Genomic DNA, 26,163 nt, shown 5'->3' on the forward strand with positions numbered 1-26,163 from the left:
CACGGGCAGATCGACGGACCACACGACACGGGAGCTTACGGGCGCCCGTCAGCACACGCGGTGATCGATCTCCTCGCCGCGCGCGAAGCGCCCCACATTGGCGACGAAACCGCGGGCCATGCCCGCGTAGGACTCCTCCGTGATCCCCCCGATGTGCGGGGTGACCACCACGTTCTCGGCGAGCAGCTCGTCGTGCGGGTCGATCGGCTCGGACCAGGTCACGTCGAGCCCGGCGCCGGTGAGCCGCCCGGAGCGCAGGGCCGCGAGCAGGGCGTCGTAGTCGACGACGGGGCCGCGCCCGACGTTCACCACGTGCCCACCGGGCCGCAGTGCGCCGAGGGCGGCGCCGTCGACGATCCCGCGGGTGTCCTCGGTGAGCGGGCATGCCACGACGAGGTCGTCGACGCCGTCGAGGGCGGCGGACAGGTCGTGCGCCCGGCGGTAGGTCCCGACGACGGCGGCCGCGGCCGGGTAGGCGTCCGCCTCCCGCCGGCCGACCCCGACGACGTGGACCCCGAACGCCGCGAGCCGCGTCGCGACCTCGACGCCGATGTCCCCGGTGCCGAGCACGGCGACCGTCCGGCCGCGCAGCATCGTCCCCATCGGGGCGCCGACCGCCTTCTCGGCGACGTTCGCCCGCGCCTCGGAGAACCGGCGCAGCAGGGAGAGGAGCAGCAGTACGGCGAGCTCGGCGACCGCGGTGGCGTTGCCGGAGTCGCCACCGGGGACGTTGGCGACGGGGATGGCCCGCTCCCGGGCGGCGTCGAGGTCGACGCCCGAGACCCCGACCCCGAACTGCTGGACGAACCGCGCGCCGCAGGCGTCCATCAGCGGCCCGTCGATGGTGCTGCCCAGCGGGGACAGCACGTCCACCGGCTGCGGGGCGGAATGGGGCACGTCCACCAGTTCGGCCCCGGCCAGTTCCGGGATCGCGAGCTCGTCGAGCGCCGCCGTGAGGCACCGACGCACCTCGGGGAACCCGCCGCCCACCAGTCCGATGCGCATGACGATCACGATGCCACGCGCCGGCGTCGTGCGGCCGCCCAGTGCCGGCTCAGTGGCGGCCGGCACGCCCCTCGACGTCGGCCATCCCGAGCTCGTGCCAGCGGGCGTCGATGACCTCCCACTTGCGCAGGTTGTGGCGGGCGTCCGCGAGCGCGTCGTGGGCGTCGTCGGGCGCGGCCGGCAGGGCGGGGCGCCCGACGTCGTCCCAGCGCTGGCGCAGGTCCCGGGTGAACCGGGGCAGGGCCCGGGGCAGGTCGGGCATGGCGCCCCAGAGCTGGGCGATGACGACGTGGTCGTACGGCGCGTTCCAGGCCCACAGCTCGACCTCGCCGTCGCCCGCCGTCACGAACGCGAAGAAGTCCTCGCGGATCTGGAGGCGGCTGCGCCAGACCGGGTCCGACGACGACGGGAGCTTGTCCAGCACGTTCTTGCGCACCCACGGTCCGGCCCGCATCGCGTCGAACTGGCGGGAGACCGCGTAGAACTCGCGGCCCGCCTCGTCGACCGCGCCCAGCGAGACGAGCTCGATCGTCGTGCCGTCCTCGATGAACTCGCAGTCGTAGAAGATCCGTGCCACGGGCGGGGATTCTCCCACCCGGTAGGCGGGGTCCGGGGGCGCCGGTCAGGCGGCCTGGTCCGAGCTCCCCGACTCCTCCTTGGCCTTCGACGCGTACACGTCGACGTACTCCTGCCCGGAGAGATCCATGAGCGCGTACATCACCTCGTCGGTGATCGCGCGCTCCACCTGGCGGTCGTCGGAGATGTCGAAGTACCGCGAGAAGTCCAGCGGCTCGCCGATCACGATCCGGATCTTCACGGGGCGCCAGAAGCGGGACCCGACGGGGTTGGCGCGGTCGGTGCCGACCATGGCGACCGGCACGACGGGGACCTTCGCCTCCAGCGCCATCCGGGCGACGCCGGTGCGGCCCTTGTAGAGCCGGCCGTCGGGCGACCGGGTGCCCTCGGGGTAGATCCCGAACAGCCTGCCCTCGCGGAGCACGCCGATGCCGGTGTCGAGGGCCGCCCGGGCGGCGCGGCCGTTGCCGCGCTCGATCGGCACCTGCCCCATGCCGGAGAAGAACCAGCGCTGCAGGGTGCCGACCAGACCCGGCGTCGTGAAGTACTCGGACTTGGCCGGGAAGGCCATCCGACGGGGGACCATCAGCGGCAGCACGAAGGAGTCGAGGACCGCGAGGTGGTTCGACGCCACCAGGGCGCCGCCCGTGCGCGGGAGGTTCTCGGCGCCCCGCACCTCGGGGCGGAACGCGGCGCGCATCAGCGGTCCGAGGAACACCCACTTCATCAGCCAGTAGAGCACCGTTCTCCCTCCTGACGGACTCGGGACCCCGGATGTCGCAGCGTAGGCAGCGGGTCCACCCGGGGACAACGACGCGGCGTCGTAAGGGTCCCCGGACCGAGTGTCGACTCCACCACCTGTTGGGGCACCTGGGCGTATCGCGGGCGTGTGGGACGTGCCACGATGAACGCGGGCGGCCGGCCGTGCGGCGCCCGAGACCCTGGTGCTGGAGGCGCGCGTGCCCGTGATGCCCGGGGCGGAGCCCTTCTCCGCCGATCCCGTGGGCGAGCCCGGGATCGGGATCGTGCTCTCGCACGGCTTCACCGGCACCCCGCAGAGCATGCGGCCGTGGGGTGAGCACCTGGCCGCCGAGGGCTTCGCGGTCCGCGGCCCGCGCCTGCCCGGGCACGGCACCCGGTGGCAGGACATGCAGGCCACCCGCTGGCCGGACTGGTACGGCGAGCTGGCGCGGGCGGTCGACGACCTCGCGGGCCACTGCCGGTCGGTGTTCGTCTTCGGGCTCTCGATGGGCGGCACGCTGACGCTGCGCCTCGCCGAGGAGTACGGGGACGCGATCGCCGGGATCTGCCTCGTCAACCCCTCCGTGACGACGCTGCGGCGGGACGCCGCGATCGCCCCCTACCTGGCCCGCGTGTGGCCGTGGGCGAGCGCCGTCGCGAACGACGTCGCCAAGCCCGGGGTGACCGAGCTGGCGTACGACCGGGTGCCGCTGAAGGCGTTCGTGTCGCTGCGCGAACTGTGGGATCTGGTGCGGGGCGACCTGGGGCGGATCCACCAGCCGACGTTGCTCTACCGGTCCGCGAACGATCACGTCGTGGAGCCGGTGAACGCGCGCCTGGTGCTCGACGGGATCGCCTCGACCGACACCACCGAGGTCGTCCTGCCCGACAGCTACCACGTGGCGACGCTCGACAACGACGCCCCGACGATCTTCGAGGGCAGCACCGCCTTCGTGCGGCGGGTCGACGCGGCCTGCAGTGCAGCCTCGTCCCCCGCCCCGACCGGCTCGACCGCAGGGAACCCCGCATGAGCTCGCCCGACCCCGAGGAGACCCCCCGGCCGGAGACCCCCCGCCGCTCCGACGACGCCGGCCTGTCGCCGGGCTCGAACGACGCGCGGCGCTTCGAGATGCCCGAGGACGTGGACGCGGCGTTCGCGGCGATCGTCGCGGACTGGGCGGGGACCGACGCCCCGCGCTGGCCGCAGGACCCGACCGAGGACGGCCCCTCGTCCGGGATCGGGCTGGCCACGCCGCCGCAGGGCCAGCCCGAGGCGCATCCGGAACGCCGGGACGACGACCTGTTCACCACCGGTCCGATGGCCCCGGGCCCGCACTCGCCGGGCGCACCGCCCACCCCGCCCGCCGGGGCCCGCCCCACCGGGCCGGCCGCTCAGGAGCCGCCCCCGGTCCGCCGCGACGCCGCGGACGACCACTTCGTCCCGCCGGACCCCCCGCCGCTCCCGCGGATCGGGATGTCGAGCCTGTTGGGCCTGCTCCTGCTGGTGGCGGGGGTCGTGCTGCTCGCGCTGCCCGCGCTGGTCGGCGGGGAGCTCGCCGGGTTGGGCATCGTCCCGGGTCTGCTGGCCATGGCCGCGGGTCTCGGGTGGCTCGTCGTCGGGATGCGGCGCTCCTCGGAGGACGACCACGACGCGGGTCCGGACGAGCACGGCACCGTGTAGGTGCGCTGCGCGCTCGTGAGCACTAATCGTCGTTGTAGCGACGATTAGTGCTCACAAGTGCGGAGCGCACCTCTCCTGGGCATCGAGCGCCGCGCCGATCATGCCGGCGTCCCCGCCCAGCACCGCGGGCCGTACGTCCGCGAGGTGGCGGTGGCCCGCGCCGGTGACCTGCTCGCCGTAGGTGCGCACCGCCTCGTCGAGGAACAGCGGCGCCGAGGCGGACACCTCGCCGCCGATCACGACGACGTCGGGGTCGAAGACGTCCGCGACCAGGGCGAGGCCCCGGCCGAGCCAGCTCGCGAAGTCGGCCATCACCCGGCGCGCGAGGCCGTCCCCGGCCGCGGCCGCGTCGGCGACCTCACGTCCGGACAGCGGCAGCCCGCGCTCCCAGCTCGCCCGCAGCGTCGAGAAGTCCTCGCTGGCCGTCACCGCCTCGTCGGCGCCGGTCCCCAGGGCGGTCCCGCTGCAGTAGCGCTCGAGGCAGCCCCGCTTCCCGCACGGGCACGGCCGCCCGCCCGGGACGACGACGAGGTGGCCGAGCTCGGGCGCGACGCCGTACGCCCCGCGGAAGACGGTGCCGTCGACGAGCAGCGCGGCGCCGATCCCGGTCCCGAGCGCGACGAGCACCGCGACGCGGGCGCCCGCGGCGGCCCCGACCCGGTGCTCGGCGAGGCCCGCAGCGTTCGCGTCGTGCTCGAGGGTCACCGGCAGTCCGAGGCGCTCGGTCATGCGGGCGACGACGGGCTCGTCGCGCCAGGGCAGGTGGGCGCCGAAGGACACCGAGCGGCGCTCCGGGGCGACGAACCCGGCGACGGCCAGTCCGACGGCGGCCACCTCGGTGCCCTCCGCGCGGGCGTGCCCGGCGAGGTGGTCGACGAGGCCCGCGACGGTGTCGTCCAGCTCGTCGGCGCTGCGTGGGGTGGGCGCGACGCGGGTCGCGACGAGGGTGCCCGCGGAGTCGACGAGGCCGGCCTTCGCGGAGGTGCCACCGACGTCGACGCCGACGGTCAGCACGGGCGGGTCCGCCGGCGGACCGGGATGCGCTGCACGCCGCGACCGGAGCGGTCGGTGGTCGGCGTCGTGACGGGGGCTGCCGGAGCGGGACCGGCCGGTGAGGACGGGGCCGCTGTTGACGAGGCCGCCGGGGCGGTGGGCGCAGCGGGCGCCGGCTGCGGTTGCGGCGCGGGCTGCGGGAACGGCCGGGGCTCGGCGGCGGCCGCGGCTGGTCCGTCCGACTCGCCCGCGGTCTGCCGGCGTGGGCTCGGACGGGGGCCGCGCTTGCCGGTGGGCCGTTCGGGGGCGGAGCGCGGCGAGTCGTCGGGTCCGGGATAGGCGGGCGTCGGCCGCGGTTCCGGGTCGAACAGCGCGTGTGGCGCGACGTCCCAGGGCACCTCCGACGACGCGTCCCCGGACGCCGGGTCCTCGGCCATCGCGTCACCGGACGGCGCGGCGCCTCCGGCGGGGGCCGCGCCCGCCCCGGGCTGCGCGGCGGGCGGAGGCTCGGGAGCCGGATGCGTGGCGTACCCGTGAGCCGGATGCTCGTGCGGTGCGTACCCGTGCGGCGCGTGCTCGTGCGCACCCGTCGCATGCGCCTGGACCAGCAGGCGCAGGATCACGAGCAGCCCGGACGCCTGCTCCGCGAGCGTCGCCGTGAGCTCCGGCTGCTCCCCGCGCAGGGCCGCGACCAGCGCACACACCGGGCACCACGTGCACGGCCCCGGACTCTGCCGCGGCCGCCCGGAGGCGCCGTCGGCGCGCGCGGTGGCCACCCCGTCGACGCGGGTCCCGACCCAGTCCAGCAGCGCCGTCGCCGTCTCCCGCGCCTCGCGCGCCAGCCGCTCGCGCGCCGCGCGATCGGCCTCGGTTCCCCCCGGTCCCGTCACGTCACCGCATCCAGACGGCGGGGTCGGGGCGGAAGGCGACGGAGAGCACGTCGTCGTCGAGGTCGGCGGAGACGACGTCGCAGCGGCGCAGGACCGGCGGCAGCGCGACCGTCCGACGCCGGCCCCCGACGGTCACCGCGAGCTCGTCACCGATCCGGGCGAGGTCGACCTCACCGTCGCCGATGCCCGGCACCTGGAGGTCCAGCACGTACTCGCTCTCCGTGGACGTGCCCTCCCCGGCGGTGCGGCGCAGGTCCAGCAGGGGACGGCCGAATCCGCCCTCGAGCGGGTCGTCGTCGCCGTAGAGGTCCTCGGCGAGACCGACGAGCTCGTCGGTCCCGACCGGTTCCCCCGAGCGGTACCCGGCCGAGCGGACCGGGACCCCGACCCCCGTCGTGAGCTCGTTCAGCTCCGCGAGCACCGCCTCCTGGTCACGGCGCCGCTCCCGCATCCAGGCCGCGGCGGCCCCGCGGCCGGACCCGGGGTCCGGGACGAGACGGTTCGCGACGACGCCGTCGACGTGCAGCTCGTGCAGGGCGAGGGCGGTCAGGGTGCGCCGGGTCTCCGCCGCGACCACCCGCTCCGGGGTGAGGACGAGCCGGATGGTGGTGGTCTCCCGGTCGGCGAGCAGGTCGCGCAGGCCGGAGAGCTGCTCCGCGAGCCGCGAGAGCGCCCCGGCCGCGGCGTCCCACTTCGCGACCTGCGCACCGCTCCCGGCCAGGCCGGCCAGCACCCCGCGGACCGCACGGCGATGGGCCGGGAACAGCCGCTCGAGGTAGCCGCCGAAGGCCTCGGGCAGGCTGAGCAGGCGCAACGTCTCGGCGGTGGGACCGCAGTCGACGACGACGACCTCCCACGGCCCGTCCTCGGTCGCCCGCCGGACCTGCTCGAGAGCCAGCAGCTCCTCGACGCCCGGGAGCACGGTCAGCTCGTCCGCGACGATCTCCTCGACCCCGGCCCCGGCCAGCAGCGTCCGCAGCTGGGAGCGCAGCGGCTCCCACGCCTCGTCGACGAGCGCCCGGGTGTCGACGTGCGCCGCGAACAGGCCCGGGAGGCTCGCGGCGACCTCGGTGGGTTCGCTGCCCAGGTCGGCGGCGAACGTGTCGCCCAGGGAGTGCGCCGGGTCGGTCGAGAGCACCAGGACCTTGCGGCCCGAGCGCGCGAGGGCCACCGCGGTCGCGGCGGCGGTCGTCGTCTTGCCCACCCCGCCCTTGCCCGTGAAGAGCAGGACCCGCATCAGGCCTCCACGCGGCGCTTGAGGCCGGTGAGCGCGGTGTCCATGATCTTCTTCTCGGCCCGGCGCTTGATCATCCCGGGCATCGGGACCGCCAGGTCGACGGCCAGCGTGTAGGTCACGGTGGTCTCCTCCTCGGTGCCCTCGAGCCGGTAGCGGCCGCGCTGTCCGCGCTGCATCTGACCGGACACGAGGTCCCAGGTGACGCCGTCGTCGACCCAGTCGTAGGCGAGGACGTAGGTGTCCTTGATCGGACCCGCGTCCAGGGTGAAGCGGACCTGTTCTGGCCGGCCCTCGTCGTCGTGCGTGAGGACCTTCGCCGAGGTGATGGAATCCGCCCACTCCGGGTAGGCGGGGAAGTCGGCGATCACGTCGAGCACGGTCGCCGGAGCGGCCGCGATGGTGATGGACTGCGTGGACTCGTCCGCCATGGCGCGGAGGCTACCGTCGTCGGCTCACGCGTTCGTCCCCGCCGTCGTCCAGGCCACCCCGCCCGGGACGCGATCCATCTCACGGTACCCACCCCGACGTCGGGAAGCTGTCGCGCGGGTCACCATCGCACCGCCGCGGGGGTCCCCCGGCGGCGGAAGTGCCCGACGTTGAGGCACTCCGTCGGCCCGATCCGGACACGCCCGGTGAGCGGGGCGTGCACGTGCCCGTAGAGCGCCAGCCGCGGCCGGTACGTCCGCACGTGCTCGACGAGGGTGGGCGAGGTCAGCTCGTGGGTGCGGGCGACGACGTCGTAGGCGAGCTCGGCGATCGCGGGCGGCGCGTGGCTGCAGAGCACGTCGACCGCCCCGAGCGCCTCCACCGCGGCGGCGTACTCCCCCGCCTCGCGCATGTTGGCCCGGAACACCCCGGCGCGCGGCTCGAACCCGGGCGGCAACGGGACCCCGCCGACGAACCCCACACGGGTGTCGCCGATGTCGACCACGTCACCGTCGACGGCGCGCAGGTGCGGGTACTTCGCGAGGAACTCCGGCCACATCGCGGGGACGTCGACGTTGCCGGGGATCAGGTACACGGGCACGTCGATGGCGCCGAGCACGGCGAACATCTCCTCGTAGCGGCGCCGCACCGCCGCGTCGACGAGGGTCGCCGGGTCCTCGACGTCCGCCCACAACCGCCGGGTGTACTCCCGCAGCGCGCCCGGCCCACCCTCGGAGCGCAGCCGGGCGAACTCCACGGTGGCCTGCGGGCCGAGGATCTCGGCGAGGATGCCGTGGGCCGGGTCGTCGTAGTCGACGAAGTCCAGGAGGTCGCCCAGCACCACCAGCGCCTCGGCCCCGTCGGCGGCCCGGGCGAGGTCGGCGGCGTTGCCGTGGACGTCGGAGACGACATGAACTAACACGAGCCGGGCACTCGTCAGGCTTTCACCGGGATCGCGGGCTCGCCCGGACGGCGGCCGCGCTCCAGCCGGGCCTTGAGACCGAAGGCGATCTCCTTGGCCGCGCGCTGCCGCCGCAGCCCCTCCCGCGCCGGGCCGGACCGTCCGCGCAGCAGGCGCCGCGCCCGCGCGCCCTCGGGGCCGGGAGCGGGGTCGACGCGCAGGAACCAGTGCAGCAGGGTGCCCTCCTCGCCGCCCGCCTCCGGGCCGGGTCCCAGCGCGACCGGCTCGCACCACACCTCGGCACTCCCGATCCAGCCGCCGGTGACCGACCAGCGGATGCCGGCCGGGCCGCGGTCGGCGAACACCGTGAGCTCGAGGTCCGGCCACAGCCGCGGCCACTCGTCGGGGTCCGCGAACGCTCCCGCGACCTCCGCCCGCGCGGCGAGCACGAACGTCTCGTCGATCACGTCCAGGGCGGCCACGGCCCCAGCCTGCCCGACGATCAGCGGCTCCGCACCGGGGGTACCCACCGATTCGTCGCATTCGACTGTTTCATCCGGTTACCACGGGGTAGTGACGGACCGTCGTCGTCGCCCTAGGCTGCGCGCACCGGTTGTCGCCGAGGACCACCGGCGAGGTGCGAGAGGGTGTGTGCGGGGTGCAGGAGTACAGCGTGCCGGCCGCGGCGAAGGTGGCGGACGACGACCGGCTCACCGATGCGGTGTGGGCCAACGCGGACGAGCACCCGGACGAGATCGCCTACCGCCGCGCCGTCGGGGGCCGGTGGACGCCGGTGACCTTCCGGGAGTTCCGCGACGACGTCGTCGCCGTCGCCAAGGGCTTCGTCGCGGCGGGCCTGCAGCCGGGTGACCGCGTCGGGATCGTCGCGCGGACCCGCTACGAGTGGACGCTGCTGGACTACGCGCTCTGGACGGCGGGCTGCGCCGGCCTGCCGATCTACGAGACGTCCTCGGCCTCGCAGTACGAGTGGTGCCTGTCGAACTCCGGCGCGCGCGGCGTGGTCGTCGAGACCGACGAGCACCGCGCCACGCTGGACCAGGTGATCGGGTCGCTGCCCGACCTCGCGCACGTGTGGCAGATCGACGGCGCCTCGGCGGCGGTCGAGTCGCTGAAGGCGGCCGGCGCCGACGTGTCCGACGCCGACATCGAGGCGCGCCGCACCGGGGTCCACGCCGACGACCTCGCCACGCTGATCTACACCTCGGGCACCACCGGGCGCCCCAAGGGCTGCGAGATCACCCACCGCAACCTGCTCTTCGAGGTGCGCGCCGCGGGCGAGGTGTTCGGCTCGCTGATGCAGGCGGGGAACTCCACGCTGCTGTTCCTGCCGCTCGCGCACATCTTCGCGCGCGTGGTGCAGATCGCCGCCCAGGAGCACCGCTACGTGATCGGCCACTTCGCCGACACCTCGAAGCTCTCCGCCGAGCTCCCCCGCTTCAAGCCGGACTTCATCCTCTCGGTGCCCCGGGTGTTCGAGAAGGTCTACAACTCGGCCAAGCAGAAGGCCTACCAGGGCGGCAAGGGCCGGATCTTCGACCTCGCCGAGCAGACGGCGGTGGAGTACTCGACGGCGCTGGACGGCTCCGGGCCCGGCCTGCTGCTGCGCGCCAAGCACGCGCTGTTCGACGTGCTGGTCTACGGCAAGCTGCGCGAGGCCCTCGGCGGGCAGTGCAGCGGCGCGGTGTCCGGCGGCTCGGCCCTCGGCGCGCGGATCGGGCACTTCTTCCGCGGTGTCGGCGTCCCGATCTACGAGGGCTACGGCCTCACCGAGACCTCCGCGGCGATCACCGCCAACGGCGAGCACGGGCTGCGGGTCGGCACCGTCGGGCGGCCGCTGCCCGGCATCACCGTCGCGATCGCCGAGGACGGCGAGGTGCTCGCGAAGGGCGACGTGGTGTTCGGGGGGTACTGGCGCAACCCGGACGCGACCGCGGAGACCGTGCAGGACGGCTGGTTCCACACCGGCGACATCGGCGCCCTCGACGACGGCTTCCTCTCGATCACCGGGCGCAAGAAGGAGCTGATCGTCACCGCGGGCGGCAAGAACGTCGCCCCGGCGGTGATCGAGGACCGCATCCGCGCCCACCGGCTGGTCAGCCAGGCCCTCGTCGTCGGCGACGACCGTCCCTACGTGGCCGCGCTGATCACCCTCGACGCCGAGGCGCTCCCGGACTGGGCGGCCGAGCACGGCAAGTCGGGTTCCACCGCCGAGGACCTGGCGAACGACCCCGACCTGCGCGCGGAGATCCAGTCCGCGGTCGACGACGGGAACGCCGCGGTCTCGAAGGCCGAGTCGGTGCGCCAGTTCCGCATCCTGACCTCGGACTTCACCGAGGACTCCGGCGAGCTCACCCCCACGATGAAGCTCAAGCGCAACGTGATCGCCGACCAGCGGGCGGGCGACATCGAGCAGGTCTACGCCCAGCACTGAGGCGGTCGGCGCCCGCCCGTTCCGACGCGCTCGCTCCCTTCCGGCACGAACGGCGCGTTCGTCACCTTCATGAGTGACGAGCGTGCCGTTCGTGGTTTCGCCGCTTACTCCGGACGGGCCAGCGCGGCAAGACGACGGGCGCGCGAGGACCACGTCCACGCGGCCTGCATCCACCGTCGGCCCGCGGCGCCCGCCGTCGCCGCCGCGTCCGGGTCGGCGAGCAGGTCCCCCACGACCTCGGCGACGTCGGCCGGGTCGCGGCCGTCGGTGAGCCGGCCGGTCCTGGTCCCGGGCGGGCCGCCGAGCACGGTCTCCGGGGCGCCGCCGGAGCGCCCCGCGACCACCGGCACCCCGCACGCCGACGCCTCGAGCAGCACGATCCCCAGCCCCTCGACGTCGAGGCCGCCGCCCAGGGTGCGACACGGCAGGGCGAACACGTCGAGGGCCGCGTGGTGGGCGGGGATCTCCTCCTGCGCGACGGGGCCGGTGAACACCACGTGCTCGGCGACGCCGTGGTCGCGGGCGAGGCGGTGCAGCCGGTCGCGGTCGGGCCCGTCGCCCGCGATGAGCAGCGCGGTCCCGGGCACCCGCCGTCGCAGGGCGGGCAGGGCGCGGATCAGCACGTCCTGGCCCTTGCGCCGGACGAGCCGCGAGACGCACCCGACCACGGGGCGGTCCCCGAGGCCGTGGCGGGCGCGGATGGCGTCCCTCGCAGCCGGGTCGGGCGCGAAGCGGCGGGTGTCGATGCCCGGCGGCAGCGGCTCGAGCGCGGCGTCCGCGCCGAGCGCGGACGCGATGCGCCCGCGCGTGTAGCGGCTGACGGTGGTGACGACGTCGGCGTCGCGGCCGATACGCCCGAGCGCCTGCCGTGACCCCGGCAGCATGGACCAGCCGACCTCGTGGCCGTGGGTGCTCGCGAGGATGCGCGACACCCCCGCCCGGCGGCGCAGCGCCGGCGCCATGAGCCCGAGCGGCGCCGCGGCCCCGAACCACACGGTGTCGCAGCCCTCCGACCGGGCGAGCTCCGTCGCGCGCCGGAGGGCGGCGAAGGTCGGGAGCATCATCGTCGTCGGGAGCCGATGGACCGCGAACGGCTGCTCGGCGTCGAAGCGGGCGCAGCGGCCGTCGGTGTCGTGAGTGTCCGGCCAGGTCGAGGCGAGCACGGTCAGGGCGCCGTCGGGTAGCCGCACCGCGAGCTCGTGCAGGTAGGACTGGATGCCGCCCGGGCGCGGGGGGAAGTCGTTGGTGACGAGGAGGGTCCTCGCGGCGTCGGGCCGGGCCACCGTCGGCGCGGTGCCCTACGCCGGCGGCGGCGCGATGCGCCGGATCGACGACACGTTGCCCCGCAGCGGCGCGACCTTGACGACGTCGCCCGACTGCGGCGCCTCGAGGAACTGGCCACCGCCGACGTAGAAGCCCACGTGGTAGGCCGGGTCGCCGAAGAAGACGAGGTCGCCGGGCTGGGCCTGGTCCGCGGTGACCGGCTGCCCGACCTGTTGCTGGGCGGCCGCCACCCGGGGCATCCCGATCCCGATCTGGCGGAAGGCCCACTGCACGAGCCCAGAGCAGTCGAACGTGCTCGGTCCGGTGGCGCCCCACACGTACGGCAGCCCCTGCCGGGTCAGGGCGGCCCGGAGCGCGGCGATGCCGAGCGTGTTGCCCGCGATGTTCGCCGGGAAGTTCGTGATGCCGCCGCTGCGTAGCTGCGCCCGGTCGGACGACGAGAGCCGCGCCAGGGCGGCGTTCGCCGCGGCGACGTCCTTGTCGGCGTCGGCCTTGGTGCGGGCGGCGTCGGTGACGGCCTGCTGGGCGTCGTCGGCGGCCCGGTTGGCGTCGAGCGCGCGGGCGTCGGCGTCACGCTGGGCGGCGTCCGCGGCGGACGAGGCGTCCAGGTAGCTCTGCAGCGCCGCCCGGTCGGACTGCGAGACGGTGTCGAGCAGGCTGACCTTGTCCAGGTAGGACTGCGGCGACGGGCTGGACAGCAGCGCGCCGAGCTGGTTGAGGTCCCCGCCCTGGAACGTGCTGCGGGTGAACTGGTCGACGGCCGTGTAGGCCTTGTCGAGCCGGGCGTGGGCGGCGCCGACGGCGGCGCGTGCGTCCGCGGCGGCCGTCGTCGTGCGGGCCGCCTCCGCCTTCTTGACCGGGAGCTGCTCCTTCGCGCCCATGGCCTGCTCGTTCGCGGCCTCGGCGCGGGCGTTGGCGTCGGCGAGGCGGCGGACCACGTCGCTCGCGCCGGGCGGGACGATCGGGTCGGCCGACGCGGCGGCCGGAGCCACCAGCCCGGCCAGGGCGAGGAGCACGAGGACCGCGGACGCGGTGATCAGCCGCGCACAACGGGGAGACGGTCCGGGGATCACGGGCGGGGAGCCTTTCTCGAACAGTGACCGCCTGCTCGACGGCCGCGGTTCGGGGAGCACGTCCGCGAGAGGTGTCAGGACGGTAACGGACCACCCCGCGTGCCCGACCGTGTGGTGCCACCAGCCGCCCCCGGTGTGCGCCGGACGGCCGCTTCCCGGCGCCCGTCAGCCGGCGTCGCGCCGCCGTCCGGGGCCGCGTGGGGCAGGGACCCGCTCGTCGACGGCCGTCTCCGGCTCCGCCGTCACGAGCCGGAGGTGCGGGATGAGCCCGTGGTCGGCGAGGACCTCGAGGGCCCGGCGCTCCACCGGGCCGAACTCGACCGGCAGCGGCGCGCCGGGGGCGGCGGGCTCGCGCGGCGCCTCGGCGTCGTCCGCCTCCGGACCGGCGTGCCCCGGGACCTCCGGCATGCCGAGCAGGACCCCGACGACGCAGTCGTCACAGGCCTGGTGGCGCACCACGCACGTGTCGCAGTCGATGATCATCTCGGCCTCCGCCGGTCCGGCCCCGGGTTCTCCGGGGTGTCGCGGCGGACGGTAGGAGGGGGGTCCGACAGCCTCGGGCGTCCAGCGCCCCTGGTGTGACCCAGGTCTCAGATCCGGGCGAGGCGGTCGAGCAGCACGCTCGAGGGCACCGGGTGCGCGCCGCGGCGGCGCACGGAGTCGACGACCGCGCGGTCGGAGGTGACCACGACGAGGGGCCGCCCCTCCGGCTCGGCGTCGACCAGCAGGCGGATGAGGTCGTCGGCGATGACCCCGGCCTCGGAGAAGAGCACCCGCACCCCGCGCACGGACGCGGTCGGCACGCCGGTGATGCCGGCACCGTCGAACACCAGCGTGGTCTCGGCGTGCGTGCGGGCCGCCAGCGGCGCGACCGAGGCGACCAGGCGGTCGCGCTGCGCGGCCAGCGAGAGGCTCGGCCAGCCGGTCTTGGTGACGTTGTAGCCGTCGACGAGGAGGTGCACCTCGGGCAGGGCCAGGAGGCGGTCGAGCGTCGCGGGGTCGGTGACGCGCGCCATCGGGGCGCGCGCGGACGAACCGACCAGCTCGGCGGGCCGGGGCCCCACCCGGTGGTCGTCGGCGCGCAGGCCCAGCTCGTGGCGCAGGCCCGACGCGGCGCCCGCGACGGTGTCCACCAGCAGCGCGAGCCGGGCGTCGTCGGCGTGGCGGGCCTCGTGGGCCGCCCGGCGGGCCGACTCCAGCTCCGCGGTCGCCCGTCGCGCCCGCGCGTCGGCGGCGGCGACCGCCTCCTGGTCGCGGGTGCGCTCGCGGCGCAGGTCCTCGACCTCGCGCTGCAGGTCGCCGCGGTCGTCGCGGAGGCGGGCGGCGGCCTCGGCCGCGGCGTCCTCGGCCTTCCGGACGCGGACCCCCTGCTCGCGCAGCCGGGACCGCAGCTTGGCGACCTCGTCGGACAGGTCGGGGGTGACCACCTTCGAGGCCGCTCGCGCCTCGTCGCGCTCCGCGGTGACGCGCTCGAGGTCCGCGGCGAGCTTGTCCGCCCGCGCCAGGGCGGCGTCGCGCTCGGCCCGCAGCTTCCCGACGTCGGCCCGTTCCCCGGCGTCGCGCAGCAGCTCGCGGGCGGCGTCCTCGTCGCCGGTCAGGACCGCGACGGCGGCGGCGTGCACCGGCTCCGCGACCGGCGGCGCCCACTCGTCGGGGCGGTGCTCGCGCCACCACGCCACGACCTCGTCCGCGAACCCCTCCGCGGTGCCCAGCGCGGCGAGCATCGGCCCGGCCCCGACCTTGGCGCGCTTGGCCGGTGCGAACCGGGCGACGGGACGCACCGGGGCCGGCAGGTCGGCGGCGGGTATCTGACCGACGGCCTGGGACACGAGGTCGGCGACGCGGCCCCGGACGGCCTCCGGGGCCGCCTCCAGCAGGGCGGCCCGGACGGCGGGTGGGGCGGCCGGTGAGGAGTCGTCGGAGTCGGGCGCCTCCACCTCCCCGTCGACCATTCGCCCAGGTTAGCGGCCACCGAACGTGCTCGCGGGGGGTGAGTGTCGGGGGTCCGTCCTAGCGTCCGCCGTGATGGACGCGCCACGCCCGGTGACGGGACCCGACCCGCAGCTCACGTTCGAGGAGCTGGGCACGCCGCTGCACGCGGCGACGTTCGTCGTGCTCGACCTCGAGACCACCGGAGGGCCGCCCGCGGGCCCGGATCCGGCCGACACCGAGCCGCTGGCGGCGCCCCGTCCGGACGCCATCACCGAGATCGGCGCGGTGAAGGTGCGCGGCGGGGAGGTCGTGGGCGAGTACGCCACGCTGGTCGACCCGGGGATGGCGGTGCCGCCGCAGATCGTGGCGCTCACCGGGATCACCACGGCGATGGTCCGCGACGCGCCGCACCTGGACGTGGTGCTGCCCGGGTTCCTCGAGTTCTGCGCGGGCGCGGTGGTGGTGGCGCACAACGCGCCGTTCGACGTCGGGCACCTGCGGGCCGCGTGCCGCCGTCACGGGGCGCCGTGGCCGCGCCCGCCGGTGGTGTGCACCGCGCGGCTGGCCCGCAAGGTGCTCACGCGCGACGAGGCGCCCTCCTGCCGGCTCTCGGCGCTCTCGGCCCTCTTCCGGACGCGGACGCGGCCGATCCACCGCGCGCTCGACGACGCCCGGGCCACCGTCGACGTCCTGCACGGCCTCCTCGAGCGGGTCGGCGGGCACGGGGTCTCCTCGCTGGAGGACCTGCTGGCGCTGCAGATCGAGACCACCCCCGCGCAGCGGGGCAGACGCCACCTCGCCGAGGCGGTGCCGCACGCGCCGGGCGTCTACCTCTTCCGCGGGCCGGCCGACGAGGTGCTCTACGTGGGCACGTCGACCGACCTGCGTCGCCGGGTGCGCTCGTACTTCACCGGCTCGGAGAAACGGGCCCGCGTCAAGGAGATGGTCGGGCTCGCGGAGCGGGTCGACTGGGTGGAGTGCGCCCACGGCCTGGAGGCCGAGGTCCGGGAGCTGCGCCTGCTCGCGGGGCACGCGCCGCGCTACAACCGGCGATCCCGGTACCCGCACCGGGGCTGGTGGGTGGCGCTCACCGACGAGCCGTTCCCGCGCTGGTCGGTGGTGCGCACGCCCCGGGAGGACGCGGTCGGTCCGTTCGGCCGGCGCCCCGACGCGGTGCGGGCCGTGGAGGCGCTCGCGGACGCGTCCCGGCTGCGTCCCTGCACCCAGCGGATCCCGGCGCGGGGCGGTCGCGGCAGTCCATGCGCGCTGCACGGGATGGGCCGCTGCGGGGCGCCGTGCGCGGGCCTGCAGAGCGCCGAGGACTACTCCCCGGTCGTCGCCGGGGCGCTCGCCCTGATCCACGGGGGGTCCGACGACGGGCTGGTGGCTCTCCGGGACAAGGTCACGGCCCTGGCGGTCAGTGAGCGGTTCGACGACGCCGCCGCCCACCGCGACCGGCTCGCCGAGCTGGCGGGCGCGCTGGCCCGGGTCCAGCGGCTGTCGGCGCTGGCGTGTGCCGAGGAGCTGATCGCGGCGCGCCCGGACGGCGGGGGCGGCTGGGACCTCGCGGTGGTGCGGCACGGCCGGTTGGCCGCGGCGGGCACCGCGCGGCGCGGGGTGCCGCCGATGCCGGTGGTCGACTCGCTGGTCAGCTCGGCGGAGACGGTGCGCCCCGGGGCCGGCCCGTTGCGCGGGGCTCCGCCGGAGGAGGTCGCAGTGATCACCCGCTGGTTGGAGCGGCCCGGCACCCGGATGGTGCGCACGACGACGCCGTGGGCGGTCGCGGCCCGGGGTGCCGGGTCCTGGTCGGACTGGGTGTCGCGGGCGCGCGAGGCCGGGCGCTCGCCATCCGGCCCGGTGTCGGGGCCGCACGAGTCGGCGGGGCCTAGAGTTCCCGCCGGACCCGGCGCACCGGTGAGGACGTCCGCCGGGGACGCCGACCGCCGCCCACGGCGCCGACCCAGGGAGCCCCCGTGATCACGGCCATCGTCATGATCCACGCGAACGCCGACCGGATCCCCGAGACCGCGCAGGCGATCGCCGACCTCGACGGGGTCGCGGAGGTCTACTCCTGCGCGGGCGACGTCGACCTCATCGCGGTCGTGCGGGTGCGCGTGCACGAGGAGCTCGCCGACGTCATCGCCGGCAGCCTCAGCCGGGTGCCCGGGGTGAGCTCCACGTCCACGCACATCGCGTTCCGCTCGTACTCGGCGGGCGACACCGATGCCGCGTTCGCGGTGGGGCTGGACTGACGCTCGTCGCGGCGGGGGTGGGCCGGTCCTCGGCCCTCGGCTGATCAACAGCACACCAGGCACCCGCACCAGCGCTGAGGGCTGCGCCCTGCGCCCCTCGTGCCGCGGCAGGCCCAGCGATCCGCGCCGCTAACCCCGCAAACGCGTCGCGACCTCGGTCCAGCGCTCCAGCAACTCCGCCGCCGAACCCGCATCCACCGCGGCCGCGGCCCGCTCCCGCCCCCGCGCCACGGCCTCGTGCAGGTCCTCGGTCACGCCCGACTCCGCCTCCGCGTGCGCCGCCAGTGCCGCCCCGGCGTTGAGGAGCACCGCCTCGCGGACCGGCCCCGGGTCGCCGTCGAACACCGAGCGCGCCACCCGCGCGTTCACGCTCGCGTCCCCGCCGCGCAGATCCCCCGGCGCCGAGACCGGCACCCCGATCCGGGTCGGGTCGAGCGTCTCGACGCTCACCCCGGCGGGGCGCGCCCGCCACACCGTGGTGGTCGTCGTCGTCGTGATCTCGTCGAGCCCGTCGTCGCCGCGCACCACCAGCGCGGTGTCGCCCCGGCCGGCCAGCACCGAGGCGAGGACCGGCGCGAACCGCACGTCCGCGCAGCCGATGAGCGCGGCCGCCGGGCGCGCCGGGTTGGTCAACGGCCCGAGCAGGTTGAACGCCGTCGGCACGCCGATCTCGCGGCGCACCCCGCCGACGTGGCGCATCGCCGGGTGGAACGTCTGGGCGAAGCAGAACCCGATGCCGACCTGGTCCAGGCTCGCGGCGACCGCCTCCGGACCGAGGTCGACCGGCACCCCGAGCTCCTCGAGCAGGTCGACCGATCCGCACGCCGACGACGCCGCGCGCCCGCCGTGCTTCACCACGCGGGCGCCCGCGGCCGCCATGACCACCGCGGCCATCGTCGAGATGTTGACGGTGTGCGCCTGGTCGCCGCCGGTGCCGACGATGTCGACGACCGGCCCCAGCGACGGGTCGACCGTGACCACCCGCGCGTGCGCGCGCATGACCTCGGCCAGCCCGCCGATCTCCTCGGCGGTCTCCCCCTTGCCGCGCAGCGCCACGGCGAACGCGGCCACCTGGGCGGGTGACGCCTCGCCGGACATCATCCGGTCCATCGCCCACGCCGCCTCGGGCCCGGCGAGGTCCTCGCCGCGCAGCAGCCGCCCGAGCAGCGACGGCCAGGTCGGAGCGTCCACGGCGGCCGGATCGGGGGCCACCCCGGCGGCGGTCGCGGACGTCTCCGCGGTCACCCGCGGGTGGCCGGGACCGGCTGCCCGGCGCGCAGCACGTCGGCCACCGTCCGGGCGGCGGTCACCGGGTCGAGCGGCTGCACGAGCACCGCGTCGGCCTGGGACCACGTCGCGAGCCAGCGGTCGTCCTCGCGCCGGACGACGACGATCACCGGCGCCGGGTCGGCACGCTCGTTCTTGAGCTGGCGGCACACGCCCATGCCGCCGGTCGGCTGTGCCTCGGCGTCGAGCACCGCCAGGTCGAGCCGCCCCGAGTCCGCGGCGCCGAGCACGTCGGCGATCCCGTCGGCCTCGGTGAAGGTCAACCGCGGCAGGTCCCGGGCCGGGCGCCGGCCGACCGCGGACATCACGGCCTCGCGGACCTCCGGTCGGTGGCTCATCACCACGACGTCGAGCGGCTGTCCGGCACCACTGTCGGCGGTCATCTCGCGGGCCCTCCCCGGCGCGTCACGAACGGTGCGCCGCAGCCTAGTCGGGAGGGGCGCCGAGGGGTGGGACACGGCGGTCCGACGTCTCGACTACGACACGACGTACGACGGTCAGTAGGAGAATCCGCAGGTGAACGGCGGTGCAGGTCGGCGGGCTGATCACCACCCGTCGCCCCGACCGGCTGATGTCGGGACGAGGTGACATGATGTCGCCCGTGACGACCGCCCCGAGTGCGCCGGCGCCCTCTTTCAGCGCGCGGATCCACTCCCTCAACCGACCCAACGTGGTCAGTGTCGGGACGATCATCTGGCTCTCCAGTGAGCTGATGTTCTTCGCCGGTCTCTTCGCCATGTACTTCGTGGCGCGGGCCCAGAACGTCGGCGAGTGGCCGCCCCCGCCGACCGAGCTCGACGTGCCGTACGCCCTCGTGAACACGATCATCCTGGTGGCGTCGTCGTTCACGTGTCAGTACGGCGTGTTCGCGGCCGAACGCGGTGACGTGTTCGGACTGCGGCGCTGGTACGCGGTGACGTTCGTGATGGGCCTGATCTTCGTCCTCGGCCAGGTGAACGAGTACCACACGCTCGTCACCGAGCACGGCACGACGATGGCCTCGGGCGCCTACGGCTCGGTCTTCTACATCACGACCGGGTTCCACGCGCTGCACGTCACCGGCGGGCTGGTCGCGTTCGTCCTGCTGATCAGTCGGACGTTCCTCAGTCGGTTCACCCCGGCCCAGGCGACCGCCGCGATCGTCGTCTCGTACTACTGGCACTTCGTGGACGTGGTCTGGATCGGCCTGTTCGCGGTCATCTACTTCATCCGATAAACGGCAGGAACCGGCACCGCCGCGGTGACTTTTCCACCACGAGAGTCAGGGGTTGGGCAGGAGATGAGCGACCGGACGCCGCCCTCGCGCAGGAGGCCGTGGGCGCGAGCGGGCACCAGGACGCGTCGTCGCGTCAGTGGGTTCCTCGCGCTCGGCGTGGCGCTGCTGGCCGTCGGCGGGATCTACGCGGCCGTGCAGCCGGCGCCCCAGACCGCGGCCGGGCAGGACGCCGCCCTCGTCCGTGAGGGCCAGTCGCTGTTCGACAACTCCTGCATCACCTGCCACGGCTCGAACCTGCAGGGCGTGCAGGGTCGCGGCCCGAGCCTCATCGGCGTCGGTCAGGCCTCGGTGTACTTCCAGGTCTCCACCGGCCGCATGCCGCTGAAGGTCCAGGGCGCCCAGGCGGACCGCAAGAAGCCCGCGTTCGACGCGGCGCAGACGGACGCCCTGGGCGCCTACATCGAGGCCAACGGCGGCGGCCCGACGGTCCCGGCCGGCCCGGAGGACGCCGTCGTCGGCTCCGACCTCGGCCGCGGCGGCGAGCTGTTCCGCCTGAACTGCGCCCAGTGCCACAACTTCACCGGCCGCGGCGGCGCCCTGTCGTCCGGCAAGTTCGCCCCGGTGCTCGACCCGGCGACCCCGCACCAGATCTACGCGGCCATGCTCTCGGGCCCCGGCAACATGCCGACCTTCGCCGACTCGCAGCTCTCCCCCGAGGAGAAGCGGGACATCATCGGCTACATCAAGTCGGTGAGCTCGGACAGCACCGGCGCGAACCCCGGCGGCAACGGCCTCGGCGGATTCGGCCCGGTGCCGGAGGGCCTCGTCGCCTTCTTCGTCGGTCTCGCCGCCCTGATCGGAATCTCCCTCTGGATCGGATCCCGCCAGTGAGTGCACCACCCGAATCCCCGTCCGGCCGGAACCACGGTTCCGGCACGCAGTCCGGAGACCACGGCTCCGACGAGCTGCGCATCCCCAGTGATGCCGAGCTCGCCGAGATGAGCACCGACGACCTGGTCCGTCTCGGCAACCGCATCGACGACATCGAGGTCGTCTCGGGACGCCCCCGCTTCCCGGTGCCCGGCACCCGGGCCGAGAAGCGGGCCGAGCGCCAGGTCGCGGGCTGGTTCATCCTCGCCGCGATCATGGGCCTGGCGTTCATCGTCTTCTTCATCGCGTGGCCGCACGACTGGGTCGCCCCGGGCGAGCCCGGCTCCGTCGAGTACGTGCTCTACACGCCGATCATCGGTGTCACGCTCGGCATCGCGGTCCTCGCGACCGGGATGGGCGTCATCGCGTACTCGAAGAAGCTGCTGCCCGAGGACCTGACGATCCAGCAGCGCCACGACGGCCGGTCGAACGAGCTCGAACGCCGCACCGCCGCCGCCCGCCTGGTCCAGGCCGGCGAGCAGAGCGGCCTCGGGCGTCGCAAGCTGATCGTCCGTTCGCTGGGTGCCGCGGGCGGCGTCCTCGGCGTCGGTGTCGCGGTCGCGGCCTTCGGCGGCCTGGTGAAGAACCCGTGGAAGGAGGGCGACGAGTCGCCCCTCCTCGTCACCGAGTGGCGTTCCGACAACGGCGAGCGGGTGTACGTCCGCAAGTTCGACGGCAATCCCGAGGACGTGGTCCTCGTGCGCGCCGGCGATCTCGAGCCCGGCTCGATGGAGACGGTCTTCCCGTTCAAGGAGTCCGACCGCAACAACCCCGAGAAGCTCGCCGAGACGGTCCGTTCCGCGGACTCCCCGGTCATGCTGATCCGGCTGCGCTCCAACGTGTCGGTCATCAAGCGGGCCGGCCAGGAGGACTTCAACTACGGCTCGCTCTTCGCCTACTCGAAGATTTGCAGCCACATGGGGTGCCCGACGTCCCTCTACGAGGACCAGACGATGCGCATCCTCTGCCCGTGCCACCAGTCGCAGTTCCAGGCCAACGAGTACGCCCGCCCGGTCTTCGGACCGGCGGCCCGCCCGTTGGCGCAATTGCCCATCGCCGTGGACGATCAGGGCTACCTGTACGCCCGCAGTGACTTCATCGAGCCGGTGGGGCCCGGCTTCTGGGAGCGCAGACCATGAGTGCCATCACCACGCCGAAGCGCAGCGGGAGCGCTGCGATGAAGCTCCTCGGGACGGCTGCGGACGAGGTCGACAGCCGGGTCCACCCGGCGGGGCCGATCCGACGGCAGATCAACAAGGTCTTCCCCACGCACTGGTCGTTCATGCTGGGCGAGATCGCGCTCTACAGCTTCATCGTGCTGCTGCTCACGGGCACCTGGCTCGCGATCTTCTTCGACCCGTCGATGGCCGAGACGACGTACGAGGGCTCCTACGCCGGTCTGCGCGGCGTCATCATGTCGAAGGCGTACGAGTCCGCGGTCAACATCTCGATGGACGTGCGGGGCGGGCTGTTCATCCGCCAGCTGCACCACTGGGCCGCGCTGCTCTTCGTCGCCGCGATGATCGCGCACATGATGCGGACGTTCTTCACCGGAGCGTTCCGCCGGCCGCGCGAGACCAACTGGGTGCTCGGCGTCGTGCTGCTGCTCACCGGCATGATCGAGGGCTTCCTCGGCTACTCGCTGCCCGACGACCTGCTCTCCGGCACCGGTATCCGCACCGGCCTCTCGGCGATCATCATGTCGATCCCCGTGGTCGGCACGTGGCTGCAGTGGGCGATCATGGGCGGCGAGTATCCGGGGACGATCATCATCCCCCGGCTCTACATCGTCCACGTCTTCCTGCTGCCCGGGATCATCCTCGCGGTGATCGGCGTGCACGTGGCCCTCGTGTGGTTCCAGAAGCACACGCAGTTCCCCGGGCCCGGCCGCACCGAGCGCAACGTCGTCGGGGTCCGCATCCTGCCGACGTTCGCCACCAAGGGCGGCGGCTTCATGGTCGTCGCGGTCGGCGTCATGTCGATCATGTCCGGCGTGTTCCAGATCAACCCGATCTGGAAGCTCGGCCCCTACGACCCGACGCAGGTCTCCGCCGGTTCCCAGCCCGACTTCTACATGGCGGTGTTCGACGGCGCGGTCCGCCTGTGGCCGTCGTGGGAGATGTACCTGTTCGGGCGGTACACCGTCCCGGCGATCTTCTTCCCCGCCGTCATCGGCTTCGGGCTCCTGGTGAACCTGCTGATCGCCTACCCGATCATCGAGCGGAAGCTGACCGGGGACGAGGCGCACCACAACCTGCTGCAGCGTCCGCGTGACGTCCCGGTGCGCACCGCCACCGGGATGATGGCGCTGGCGTTCTACTTCTGGCTGGTCGTGGCCTGCGGCAACGACATCATCGGCTACACGTTCGACATCTCCCTGAACGTGATGACGTGGATCGGGCGCATCGGCCTGCTGGTGCTCCCGCCGCTGTTCTACTTCGCGACCTACCGGATCTGTCTCGGGCTGCAGCGCGGCGACCGCGAGGTGCTCGACCACGGCATCGAGACCGGCGTCATCAAGCGCCTGCCCCACGGTGAGTTCATCGAGGTGCACCAGCCCCTCGGTGGCGTGGACGATCACGGCCACGCCATCCCGCTGGACTACCAGGGCGCCAAGGTCCCGAAGCGCATGAACGACCTGGGCACCGCGGGGCACCCGATGAAGGGCGGCTGGTTCCGCCCCGACCCGGCCGAGGAGCAGGAGGACGGTATCCACCGCGGTACCGGCACCGACCCGCTGCAGGTCGAGCCGAGCAGCGATCGCGAGCTCGCGGGCCGGCCCGACGCCGGGCGCCCCCGCGACCCGCGGGACTGACCCTCACCGCACCACACCGCACGACCGCCGACGGGGCGGGGAGCACACGCTCCCCGCCCCGTCGTCGTTCCGCGTCCGGACCCGAGCCCGCCGACGAGACAGTCCGCCGGCGAGACGGCCCGCCGACGGGTCAGCCCGCGGCGACGGGCGCGTACTCCAGCACCACGAGCCGGCCGTCGAGCACCGACGTGCCGGTCAGCTCGAGGTCCAGGTCGGGCAGGCCGACGTAGGGCGACTCCGCCCCCGTGGCACCGAGGATCTGGGGGAACACGACGACGCGGTACCGGTCCACCAGACCGGCGCGCAGCAGGCTCCGGGTCAGCGACAGGCTGCCGACCACCCGTAGCGGATCGCCCTCCTCCCCCTTCGCCGCGGCGACCCACCCCTCGGCACCCTCGGCCACCAGCGTCGTGTTCGGCCACGTCAGCGGCTCCGTGAGCGACCGGGAGAACACGACCTTGGGCAGCTCGGTCATCCGGAGCGACCCCGTGTCCTCGGCGCCCACCGCGATCCCGCTCAGCGTCCGGTAGGTCGTGGCGCCCAGGAGCATGACGTGCGGCCGACCGGTCTGGTCGTCGATCCAGGCGTCGAGCTCAGGGCCGCCGTAGCCGAAGTAGGCGGGCGACGAGGTCCCCCTCGCCCAGCCGTCGACCGTGATGAACAGGTCCACCGTCAGCTCCCGCATACCGGCAGACGGTATCGGAGAAGTACCTGATGGTCCCGTTGTCCAACGAGACGGGAGACCTCGGAGACGACGACGGGCGCCGCCGGCCGGAGCCGACGACGCCCGTCAGGTCGGAGCGCAGGTAGCGGGCCTCAGTGGGCCTCGGGTCCCGCGTGGTACTCGAACACCAGCCCGCAGACCGCGATGATCAGACCGATGCCCGCGAGCACGATCAGCCACCACTGGAAGAACGCCAGCCCGAGACCGGTGAAGGCCACGGCGCCCGCGACGGTGATGGGCCAGTAGCTGCCGGGACTGAAGAACCCGACGTCGCCGGCACCGTCGGAGACCTCCGCCTCCGGGTTGTCCTCCGGGCGCTCCTCGAGGCGCCGGGAGACGAACCGGAAGTAGGTGCCGACGATCAGGCACAGGCCGCCGGTGAGCGTCAGCCCGACGATGCCGACCGCCTCCTTCGACAGCAGGCCGTACACCAGCGCGCAGACGAAGCAGAACACGGTCAGGATCTCGAAGATGCGGGACTCGACCTTCATCGCCGCGCGCTCCTCTCAGCGGTGGTCGTGGTGGCGGCCATGTCAGAACGCCAGGCGGGTGGTCGGGTCCGGGTTGAACGGGTGCGTGGTCACCGCGGTCGGCGAGCACAGCGGTCCGCAGTTCATCCGGGCGAGCGCCTCGGCCGCGGTGTACGGCTGACCCGTGGCGGCGTTGGTGCTCTGCCGCAGCTGCATGTACTGGTCGAACAGGTTGCCCGGCAGCGCCCGCACCTCGAAGTTCATCATCGAGTGGTACGAGCCGCAGTACTCCGCGCACCGCCCGACGAAGGACCCGGGCTGCTCGATCTTGTCGATGACCCAGACGTTCTTCTGGTCGTTCTTCTCCGGGTCCGGCAGCACGTCGCGCTTGAACAGGAACTCCGGGATCCAGAACGAGTGGATGACGTCCTCGGAGCGCTGGGTGAAGGAGATCGGCCGGTCGGTCGGCAGCACCAGCAGCGGGACCTCGGCCGTCGTGCCGACCGTGGAGACCGGCTGCCCGGTGGGCTGGCGGGTCCCGGGGTACTCGAAGTCCCAGTTCCACTGGAAGGCGATGACGTCGACCTTGAGCTCGTTGCCCGCCGGCTGCCGGTCGACGACGTTCTGCACGACGACCGTGAAGTAGAAGAGGACCGCGACGATGATCAGCGGCACCACCGTGAGCACGAGCTCGAGCGGCAGGTTGTACTGGAACTGACGCGGCAGCTCCGAGTCACCCGCCTTGCGACGGTGGAACGCGACGGTCCAGGCGGTGAGGCCCCAGACGATGACGCCGACGGCCAGCGCCGCGATCGCCGACCAGGTCCACAGCGTCCGCATCATGGTGGCCTCGGGCGTGACGCCCACCGGCCAGCCGAAGCGGATCACGTCCTGGACCGAGCACCCCGTGGAGAAGATCGCGACGGCGCCCGCCAGGACCGCGAGCTGGAGCGCGCGGGTCACCCGTCGAGTCCGACGCTGCGACCCCCGGCCCCGCTGGTCCTGCCGGGACGGCACCTCCCCGGCCTGCGCAACGCTCGCTGCTCGGCGCACTGCTGGCTGCCCTCCTCGAGGCCGTGCGACCTCGGGCAACGGCACCCTCGGTCCGGACACGGGGAGACTAGCCGAGCCAACCACTACGCGCTGTCGGAGGGGCCGGGCGCGTCCCCCGGATGCGCGTCCGGAGCACGCCTCGGCCTGCGCTCCGATGGGAGCACGCCCGTCGACGACGCGGCCGGGGCGGGGTGGGCGCTCCTCGGACCGTCGGGCGTCCTCGCC

Annotated in this window: 27 protein-coding genes; 9 read left to right on the plus strand and 18 right to left on the minus strand. The window is 74.3% G+C overall.

The window, feature by feature from the left end; all coding sequences use genetic code 11:
* Positions 1-48 precede the first annotated feature (48 nt).
* From LQ327_RS24220 to LQ327_RS24230, 3 genes are read right to left on the minus strand one after another with little or no spacing between them, the layout of a single operon-like run.
* Positions 49-1,005: an NAD(P)-dependent oxidoreductase gene (locus LQ327_RS24220; protein WP_230738345.1), complete on the minus strand. Its 957-nt coding sequence runs from the start codon at positions 1,003-1,005 to the stop codon at positions 49-51.
* A 49-nt stretch (positions 1,006-1,054) separates the two neighbouring features.
* The gene (locus LQ327_RS24225; protein ID WP_230738346.1) at positions 1,055-1,582 is read right to left on the minus strand and encodes a polyadenylate-specific 3'-exoribonuclease AS; all 528 of its coding nucleotides are present in this window, start codon (positions 1,580-1,582) and stop codon (positions 1,055-1,057) included.
* Between the two features lie 45 nt (positions 1,583-1,627).
* Positions 1,628-2,323: a lysophospholipid acyltransferase family protein gene (locus LQ327_RS24230; protein ID WP_230738347.1), complete on the minus strand. Its 696-nt coding sequence runs from the start codon at positions 2,321-2,323 to the stop codon at positions 1,628-1,630.
* A gap of 217 nt (positions 2,324-2,540) precedes the next feature.
* Between LQ327_RS24230 and LQ327_RS24235 the strand changes: the two genes are divergently transcribed.
* Positions 2,541-3,353, plus strand: a complete 813-nt coding sequence (locus LQ327_RS24235; RefSeq protein WP_230738348.1) for an alpha/beta hydrolase — start codon at positions 2,541-2,543, stop codon at positions 3,351-3,353.
* Positions 3,350-4,003: a hypothetical protein gene (locus tag LQ327_RS24240; protein ID WP_230738349.1), complete on the plus strand. Its 654-nt coding sequence runs from the start codon at positions 3,350-3,352 to the stop codon at positions 4,001-4,003. The genes LQ327_RS24235 and LQ327_RS24240 overlap by 4 nt, the downstream gene beginning before the upstream one ends.
* 51 nt (positions 4,004-4,054) lie before the next feature.
* Here LQ327_RS24240 and LQ327_RS24245 read toward each other — a convergent pair whose 3' ends face one another.
* From LQ327_RS24245 to LQ327_RS24270, 6 genes are all read right to left on the minus strand, one after another.
* Positions 4,055-5,017: an ROK family protein gene (locus LQ327_RS24245; protein ID WP_230738350.1), complete on the minus strand. Its 963-nt coding sequence runs from the start codon at positions 5,015-5,017 to the stop codon at positions 4,055-4,057.
* Positions 5,011-5,886 (minus strand): hypothetical protein, encoded by an 876-nt coding sequence (locus LQ327_RS24250; protein ID WP_230738351.1) that lies wholly within the window; start codon positions 5,884-5,886, stop codon positions 5,011-5,013. Before LQ327_RS24250 ends, LQ327_RS24245 begins: the two co-directional genes overlap by 7 nt.
* Position 5,887: 1 nt before the next feature.
* Complete coding sequence (locus LQ327_RS24255) at positions 5,888-7,123, minus strand: ArsA family ATPase (RefSeq protein ID WP_230738352.1); 1,236 nt, start codon at positions 7,121-7,123, stop codon at positions 5,888-5,890.
* Complete coding sequence (locus LQ327_RS24260; protein WP_230738353.1) at positions 7,123-7,551, minus strand: SRPBCC family protein; 429 nt, start codon at positions 7,549-7,551, stop codon at positions 7,123-7,125. Before LQ327_RS24260 ends, LQ327_RS24255 begins: the two co-directional genes overlap by 1 nt.
* Positions 7,552-7,670: 119 nt before the next feature.
* Complete coding sequence (locus LQ327_RS24265) at positions 7,671-8,471, minus strand: metallophosphoesterase family protein (protein ID WP_230738354.1); 801 nt, start codon at positions 8,469-8,471, stop codon at positions 7,671-7,673.
* Between the two features lie 14 nt (positions 8,472-8,485).
* On the minus strand, positions 8,486-8,932 hold the full coding sequence (locus tag LQ327_RS24270; RefSeq protein ID WP_230738355.1) for a polyketide cyclase / dehydrase and lipid transport: 447 nt from the start codon (positions 8,930-8,932) through the stop codon (positions 8,486-8,488).
* Between the two features lie 176 nt (positions 8,933-9,108).
* Here LQ327_RS24270 and LQ327_RS24275 point away from each other — a divergent pair, with 176 nt between their 5' ends.
* Positions 9,109-10,902, plus strand: a complete 1,794-nt coding sequence (locus LQ327_RS24275; RefSeq protein ID WP_230738757.1) for an AMP-dependent synthetase/ligase — start codon at positions 9,109-9,111, stop codon at positions 10,900-10,902.
* A gap of 104 nt (positions 10,903-11,006) precedes the next feature.
* Here the strand turns inward: LQ327_RS24275 and LQ327_RS24280 are convergent, their stop codons facing one another.
* The 4 genes from LQ327_RS24280 to LQ327_RS24295 form a co-directional block, all read right to left on the minus strand.
* Positions 11,007-12,185 carry a glycosyltransferase family 4 protein gene (locus tag LQ327_RS24280; RefSeq protein ID WP_230738356.1) on the minus strand — a complete coding sequence of 393 codons (1,179 nt, stop codon included), beginning with the start codon at positions 12,183-12,185 and terminating at the stop codon, positions 11,007-11,009.
* A gap of 15 nt (positions 12,186-12,200) precedes the next feature.
* The gene (locus tag LQ327_RS24285) at positions 12,201-13,259 is read right to left on the minus strand and encodes a C40 family peptidase (protein WP_230738357.1); all 1,059 of its coding nucleotides are present in this window, start codon (positions 13,257-13,259) and stop codon (positions 12,201-12,203) included.
* A gap of 165 nt (positions 13,260-13,424) precedes the next feature.
* Complete coding sequence (locus LQ327_RS24290) at positions 13,425-13,742, minus strand: hypothetical protein (RefSeq protein ID WP_230738358.1); 318 nt, start codon at positions 13,740-13,742, stop codon at positions 13,425-13,427.
* Between the two features lie 107 nt (positions 13,743-13,849).
* Positions 13,850-15,211, minus strand: a complete 1,362-nt coding sequence (locus LQ327_RS24295) for an NYN domain-containing protein (protein ID WP_230738359.1) — start codon at positions 15,209-15,211, stop codon at positions 13,850-13,852.
* A 73-nt stretch (positions 15,212-15,284) separates the two neighbouring features.
* Here LQ327_RS24295 and LQ327_RS24300 point away from each other — a divergent pair, with 73 nt between their 5' ends.
* Both LQ327_RS24300 and LQ327_RS24305 read left to right on the plus strand, forming a co-directional pair.
* Positions 15,285-17,168, plus strand: coding sequence for a DEDD exonuclease domain-containing protein (locus LQ327_RS24300; RefSeq protein ID WP_230738360.1), 1,884 nt, complete (start codon positions 15,285-15,287; stop codon positions 17,166-17,168).
* The gene (locus LQ327_RS24305; protein ID WP_230738361.1) at positions 17,165-17,443 is read left to right on the plus strand and encodes an Lrp/AsnC family transcriptional regulator; all 279 of its coding nucleotides are present in this window, start codon (positions 17,165-17,167) and stop codon (positions 17,441-17,443) included. The genes LQ327_RS24300 and LQ327_RS24305 overlap by 4 nt, the downstream gene beginning before the upstream one ends.
* A gap of 129 nt (positions 17,444-17,572) precedes the next feature.
* On the opposite strand, the gene trpD is transcribed toward LQ327_RS24305, so the two are convergent.
* Together trpD and LQ327_RS24315 are read right to left on the minus strand one after the other, a co-directional pair.
* Positions 17,573-18,688 carry an anthranilate phosphoribosyltransferase gene (gene trpD / locus LQ327_RS24310; protein ID WP_372460736.1) on the minus strand — a complete coding sequence of 372 codons (1,116 nt, stop codon included), beginning with the start codon at positions 18,686-18,688 and terminating at the stop codon, positions 17,573-17,575.
* Positions 18,685-19,113, minus strand: coding sequence for a response regulator (locus tag LQ327_RS24315; RefSeq protein ID WP_230738362.1), 429 nt, complete (start codon positions 19,111-19,113; stop codon positions 18,685-18,687). Before LQ327_RS24315 ends, trpD begins: the two co-directional genes overlap by 4 nt.
* 209 nt (positions 19,114-19,322) lie before the next feature.
* Between LQ327_RS24315 and ctaE the strand changes: the two genes are divergently transcribed.
* The 4 genes from ctaE (at position 19,323) to qcrB (ending at position 23,691) form a co-directional block, all read left to right on the plus strand.
* Positions 19,323-19,946: an aa3-type cytochrome oxidase subunit III gene (gene ctaE, locus LQ327_RS24320; protein WP_230738759.1), complete on the plus strand. Its 624-nt coding sequence runs from the start codon at positions 19,323-19,325 to the stop codon at positions 19,944-19,946.
* A 63-nt stretch (positions 19,947-20,009) separates the two neighbouring features.
* The gene (gene qcrC, locus LQ327_RS24325) at positions 20,010-20,837 is read left to right on the plus strand and encodes a cytochrome bc1 complex diheme cytochrome c subunit (RefSeq protein WP_230738363.1); all 828 of its coding nucleotides are present in this window, start codon (positions 20,010-20,012) and stop codon (positions 20,835-20,837) included.
* Positions 20,834-22,015, plus strand: a complete 1,182-nt coding sequence (qcrA, locus tag LQ327_RS24330) for a cytochrome bc1 complex Rieske iron-sulfur subunit (RefSeq protein ID WP_372460737.1) — start codon at positions 20,834-20,836, stop codon at positions 22,013-22,015. The genes qcrC and qcrA overlap by 4 nt, the downstream gene beginning before the upstream one ends.
* Complete coding sequence (gene qcrB / locus LQ327_RS24335) at positions 22,012-23,691, plus strand: cytochrome bc1 complex cytochrome b subunit (protein WP_308286367.1); 1,680 nt, start codon at positions 22,012-22,014, stop codon at positions 23,689-23,691. Before qcrA ends, qcrB begins: the two co-directional genes overlap by 4 nt.
* Before the next feature lie 130 nt (positions 23,692-23,821).
* Here the strand turns inward: qcrB and LQ327_RS24340 are convergent, their stop codons facing one another.
* The 3 genes from LQ327_RS24340 to ctaC all read right to left on the minus strand — a co-directional run bounded on the left by LQ327_RS24340 (position 23,822) and on the right by ctaC (position 25,848).
* Positions 23,822-24,376 (minus strand): dihydrofolate reductase family protein, encoded by a 555-nt coding sequence (locus LQ327_RS24340; RefSeq protein ID WP_230738364.1) that lies wholly within the window; start codon positions 24,374-24,376, stop codon positions 23,822-23,824.
* A gap of 131 nt (positions 24,377-24,507) precedes the next feature.
* Positions 24,508-24,906, minus strand: coding sequence for a cytochrome c oxidase subunit 4 (locus LQ327_RS24345; RefSeq protein ID WP_230738365.1), 399 nt, complete (start codon positions 24,904-24,906; stop codon positions 24,508-24,510).
* Between the two features lie 42 nt (positions 24,907-24,948).
* A complete protein-coding gene (ctaC, locus tag LQ327_RS24350; protein ID WP_230738366.1) occupies positions 24,949-25,848 on the minus strand; it encodes an aa3-type cytochrome oxidase subunit II in 900 nt (299 codons plus the stop codon).
* Between the last annotated feature and the right edge of the window lie 315 nt (positions 25,849-26,163).

The organism is Actinomycetospora endophytica (assembly GCF_021026375.1).
Classification (GTDB): domain Bacteria; phylum Actinomycetota; class Actinomycetes; order Mycobacteriales; family Pseudonocardiaceae; genus Actinomycetospora; species Actinomycetospora endophytica.

Bases quoted from the DNA above. Each gene is read 5' to 3' on its own strand.
- LQ327_RS24220 (WP_230738345.1), bottom strand. From the start codon at position 1,005: ATGCGCATCGGACTGGTGGGCGGCGGGTTCCCCGAGGTGCGTCGGTGC.
- LQ327_RS24240 (WP_230738349.1), top strand. From the start codon at position 3,350: ATGAGCTCGCCCGACCCCGAGGAGACCCCCCGGCCGGAGACCCCCCGC.
- LQ327_RS24255 (WP_230738352.1), bottom strand. From the start codon at position 7,123: ATGCGGGTCCTGCTCTTCACGGGCAAGGGCGGGGTGGGCAAGACGACG.
- LQ327_RS24260 (WP_230738353.1), bottom strand. From the start codon at position 7,551: ATGGCGGACGAGTCCACGCAGTCCATCACCATCGCGGCCGCTCCGGCG.
- LQ327_RS24290 (WP_230738358.1), bottom strand. From the start codon at position 13,742: ATGATCATCGACTGCGACACGTGCGTGGTGCGCCACCAGGCCTGTGAC.
- LQ327_RS24295 (WP_230738359.1), bottom strand. From the start codon at position 15,211: ATGGTCGACGGGGAGGTGGAGGCGCCCGACTCCGACGACTCCTCACCG.
- LQ327_RS24300 (WP_230738360.1), top strand. From the start codon at position 15,285: ATGGACGCGCCACGCCCGGTGACGGGACCCGACCCGCAGCTCACGTTC.
- LQ327_RS24315 (WP_230738362.1), bottom strand. From the start codon at position 19,113: ATGACCGCCGACAGTGGTGCCGGACAGCCGCTCGACGTCGTGGTGATG.
- ctaE (WP_230738759.1), top strand. From the start codon at position 19,323: ATGTCGCCCGTGACGACCGCCCCGAGTGCGCCGGCGCCCTCTTTCAGC.
- qcrC (WP_230738363.1), top strand. From the start codon at position 20,010: ATGAGCGACCGGACGCCGCCCTCGCGCAGGAGGCCGTGGGCGCGAGCG.
- qcrB (WP_308286367.1), top strand. From the start codon at position 22,012: ATGAGTGCCATCACCACGCCGAAGCGCAGCGGGAGCGCTGCGATGAAG.
- LQ327_RS24340 (WP_230738364.1), bottom strand. From the start codon at position 24,376: ATGCGGGAGCTGACGGTGGACCTGTTCATCACGGTCGACGGCTGGGCG.
- LQ327_RS24345 (WP_230738365.1), bottom strand. From the start codon at position 24,906: ATGAAGGTCGAGTCCCGCATCTTCGAGATCCTGACCGTGTTCTGCTTC.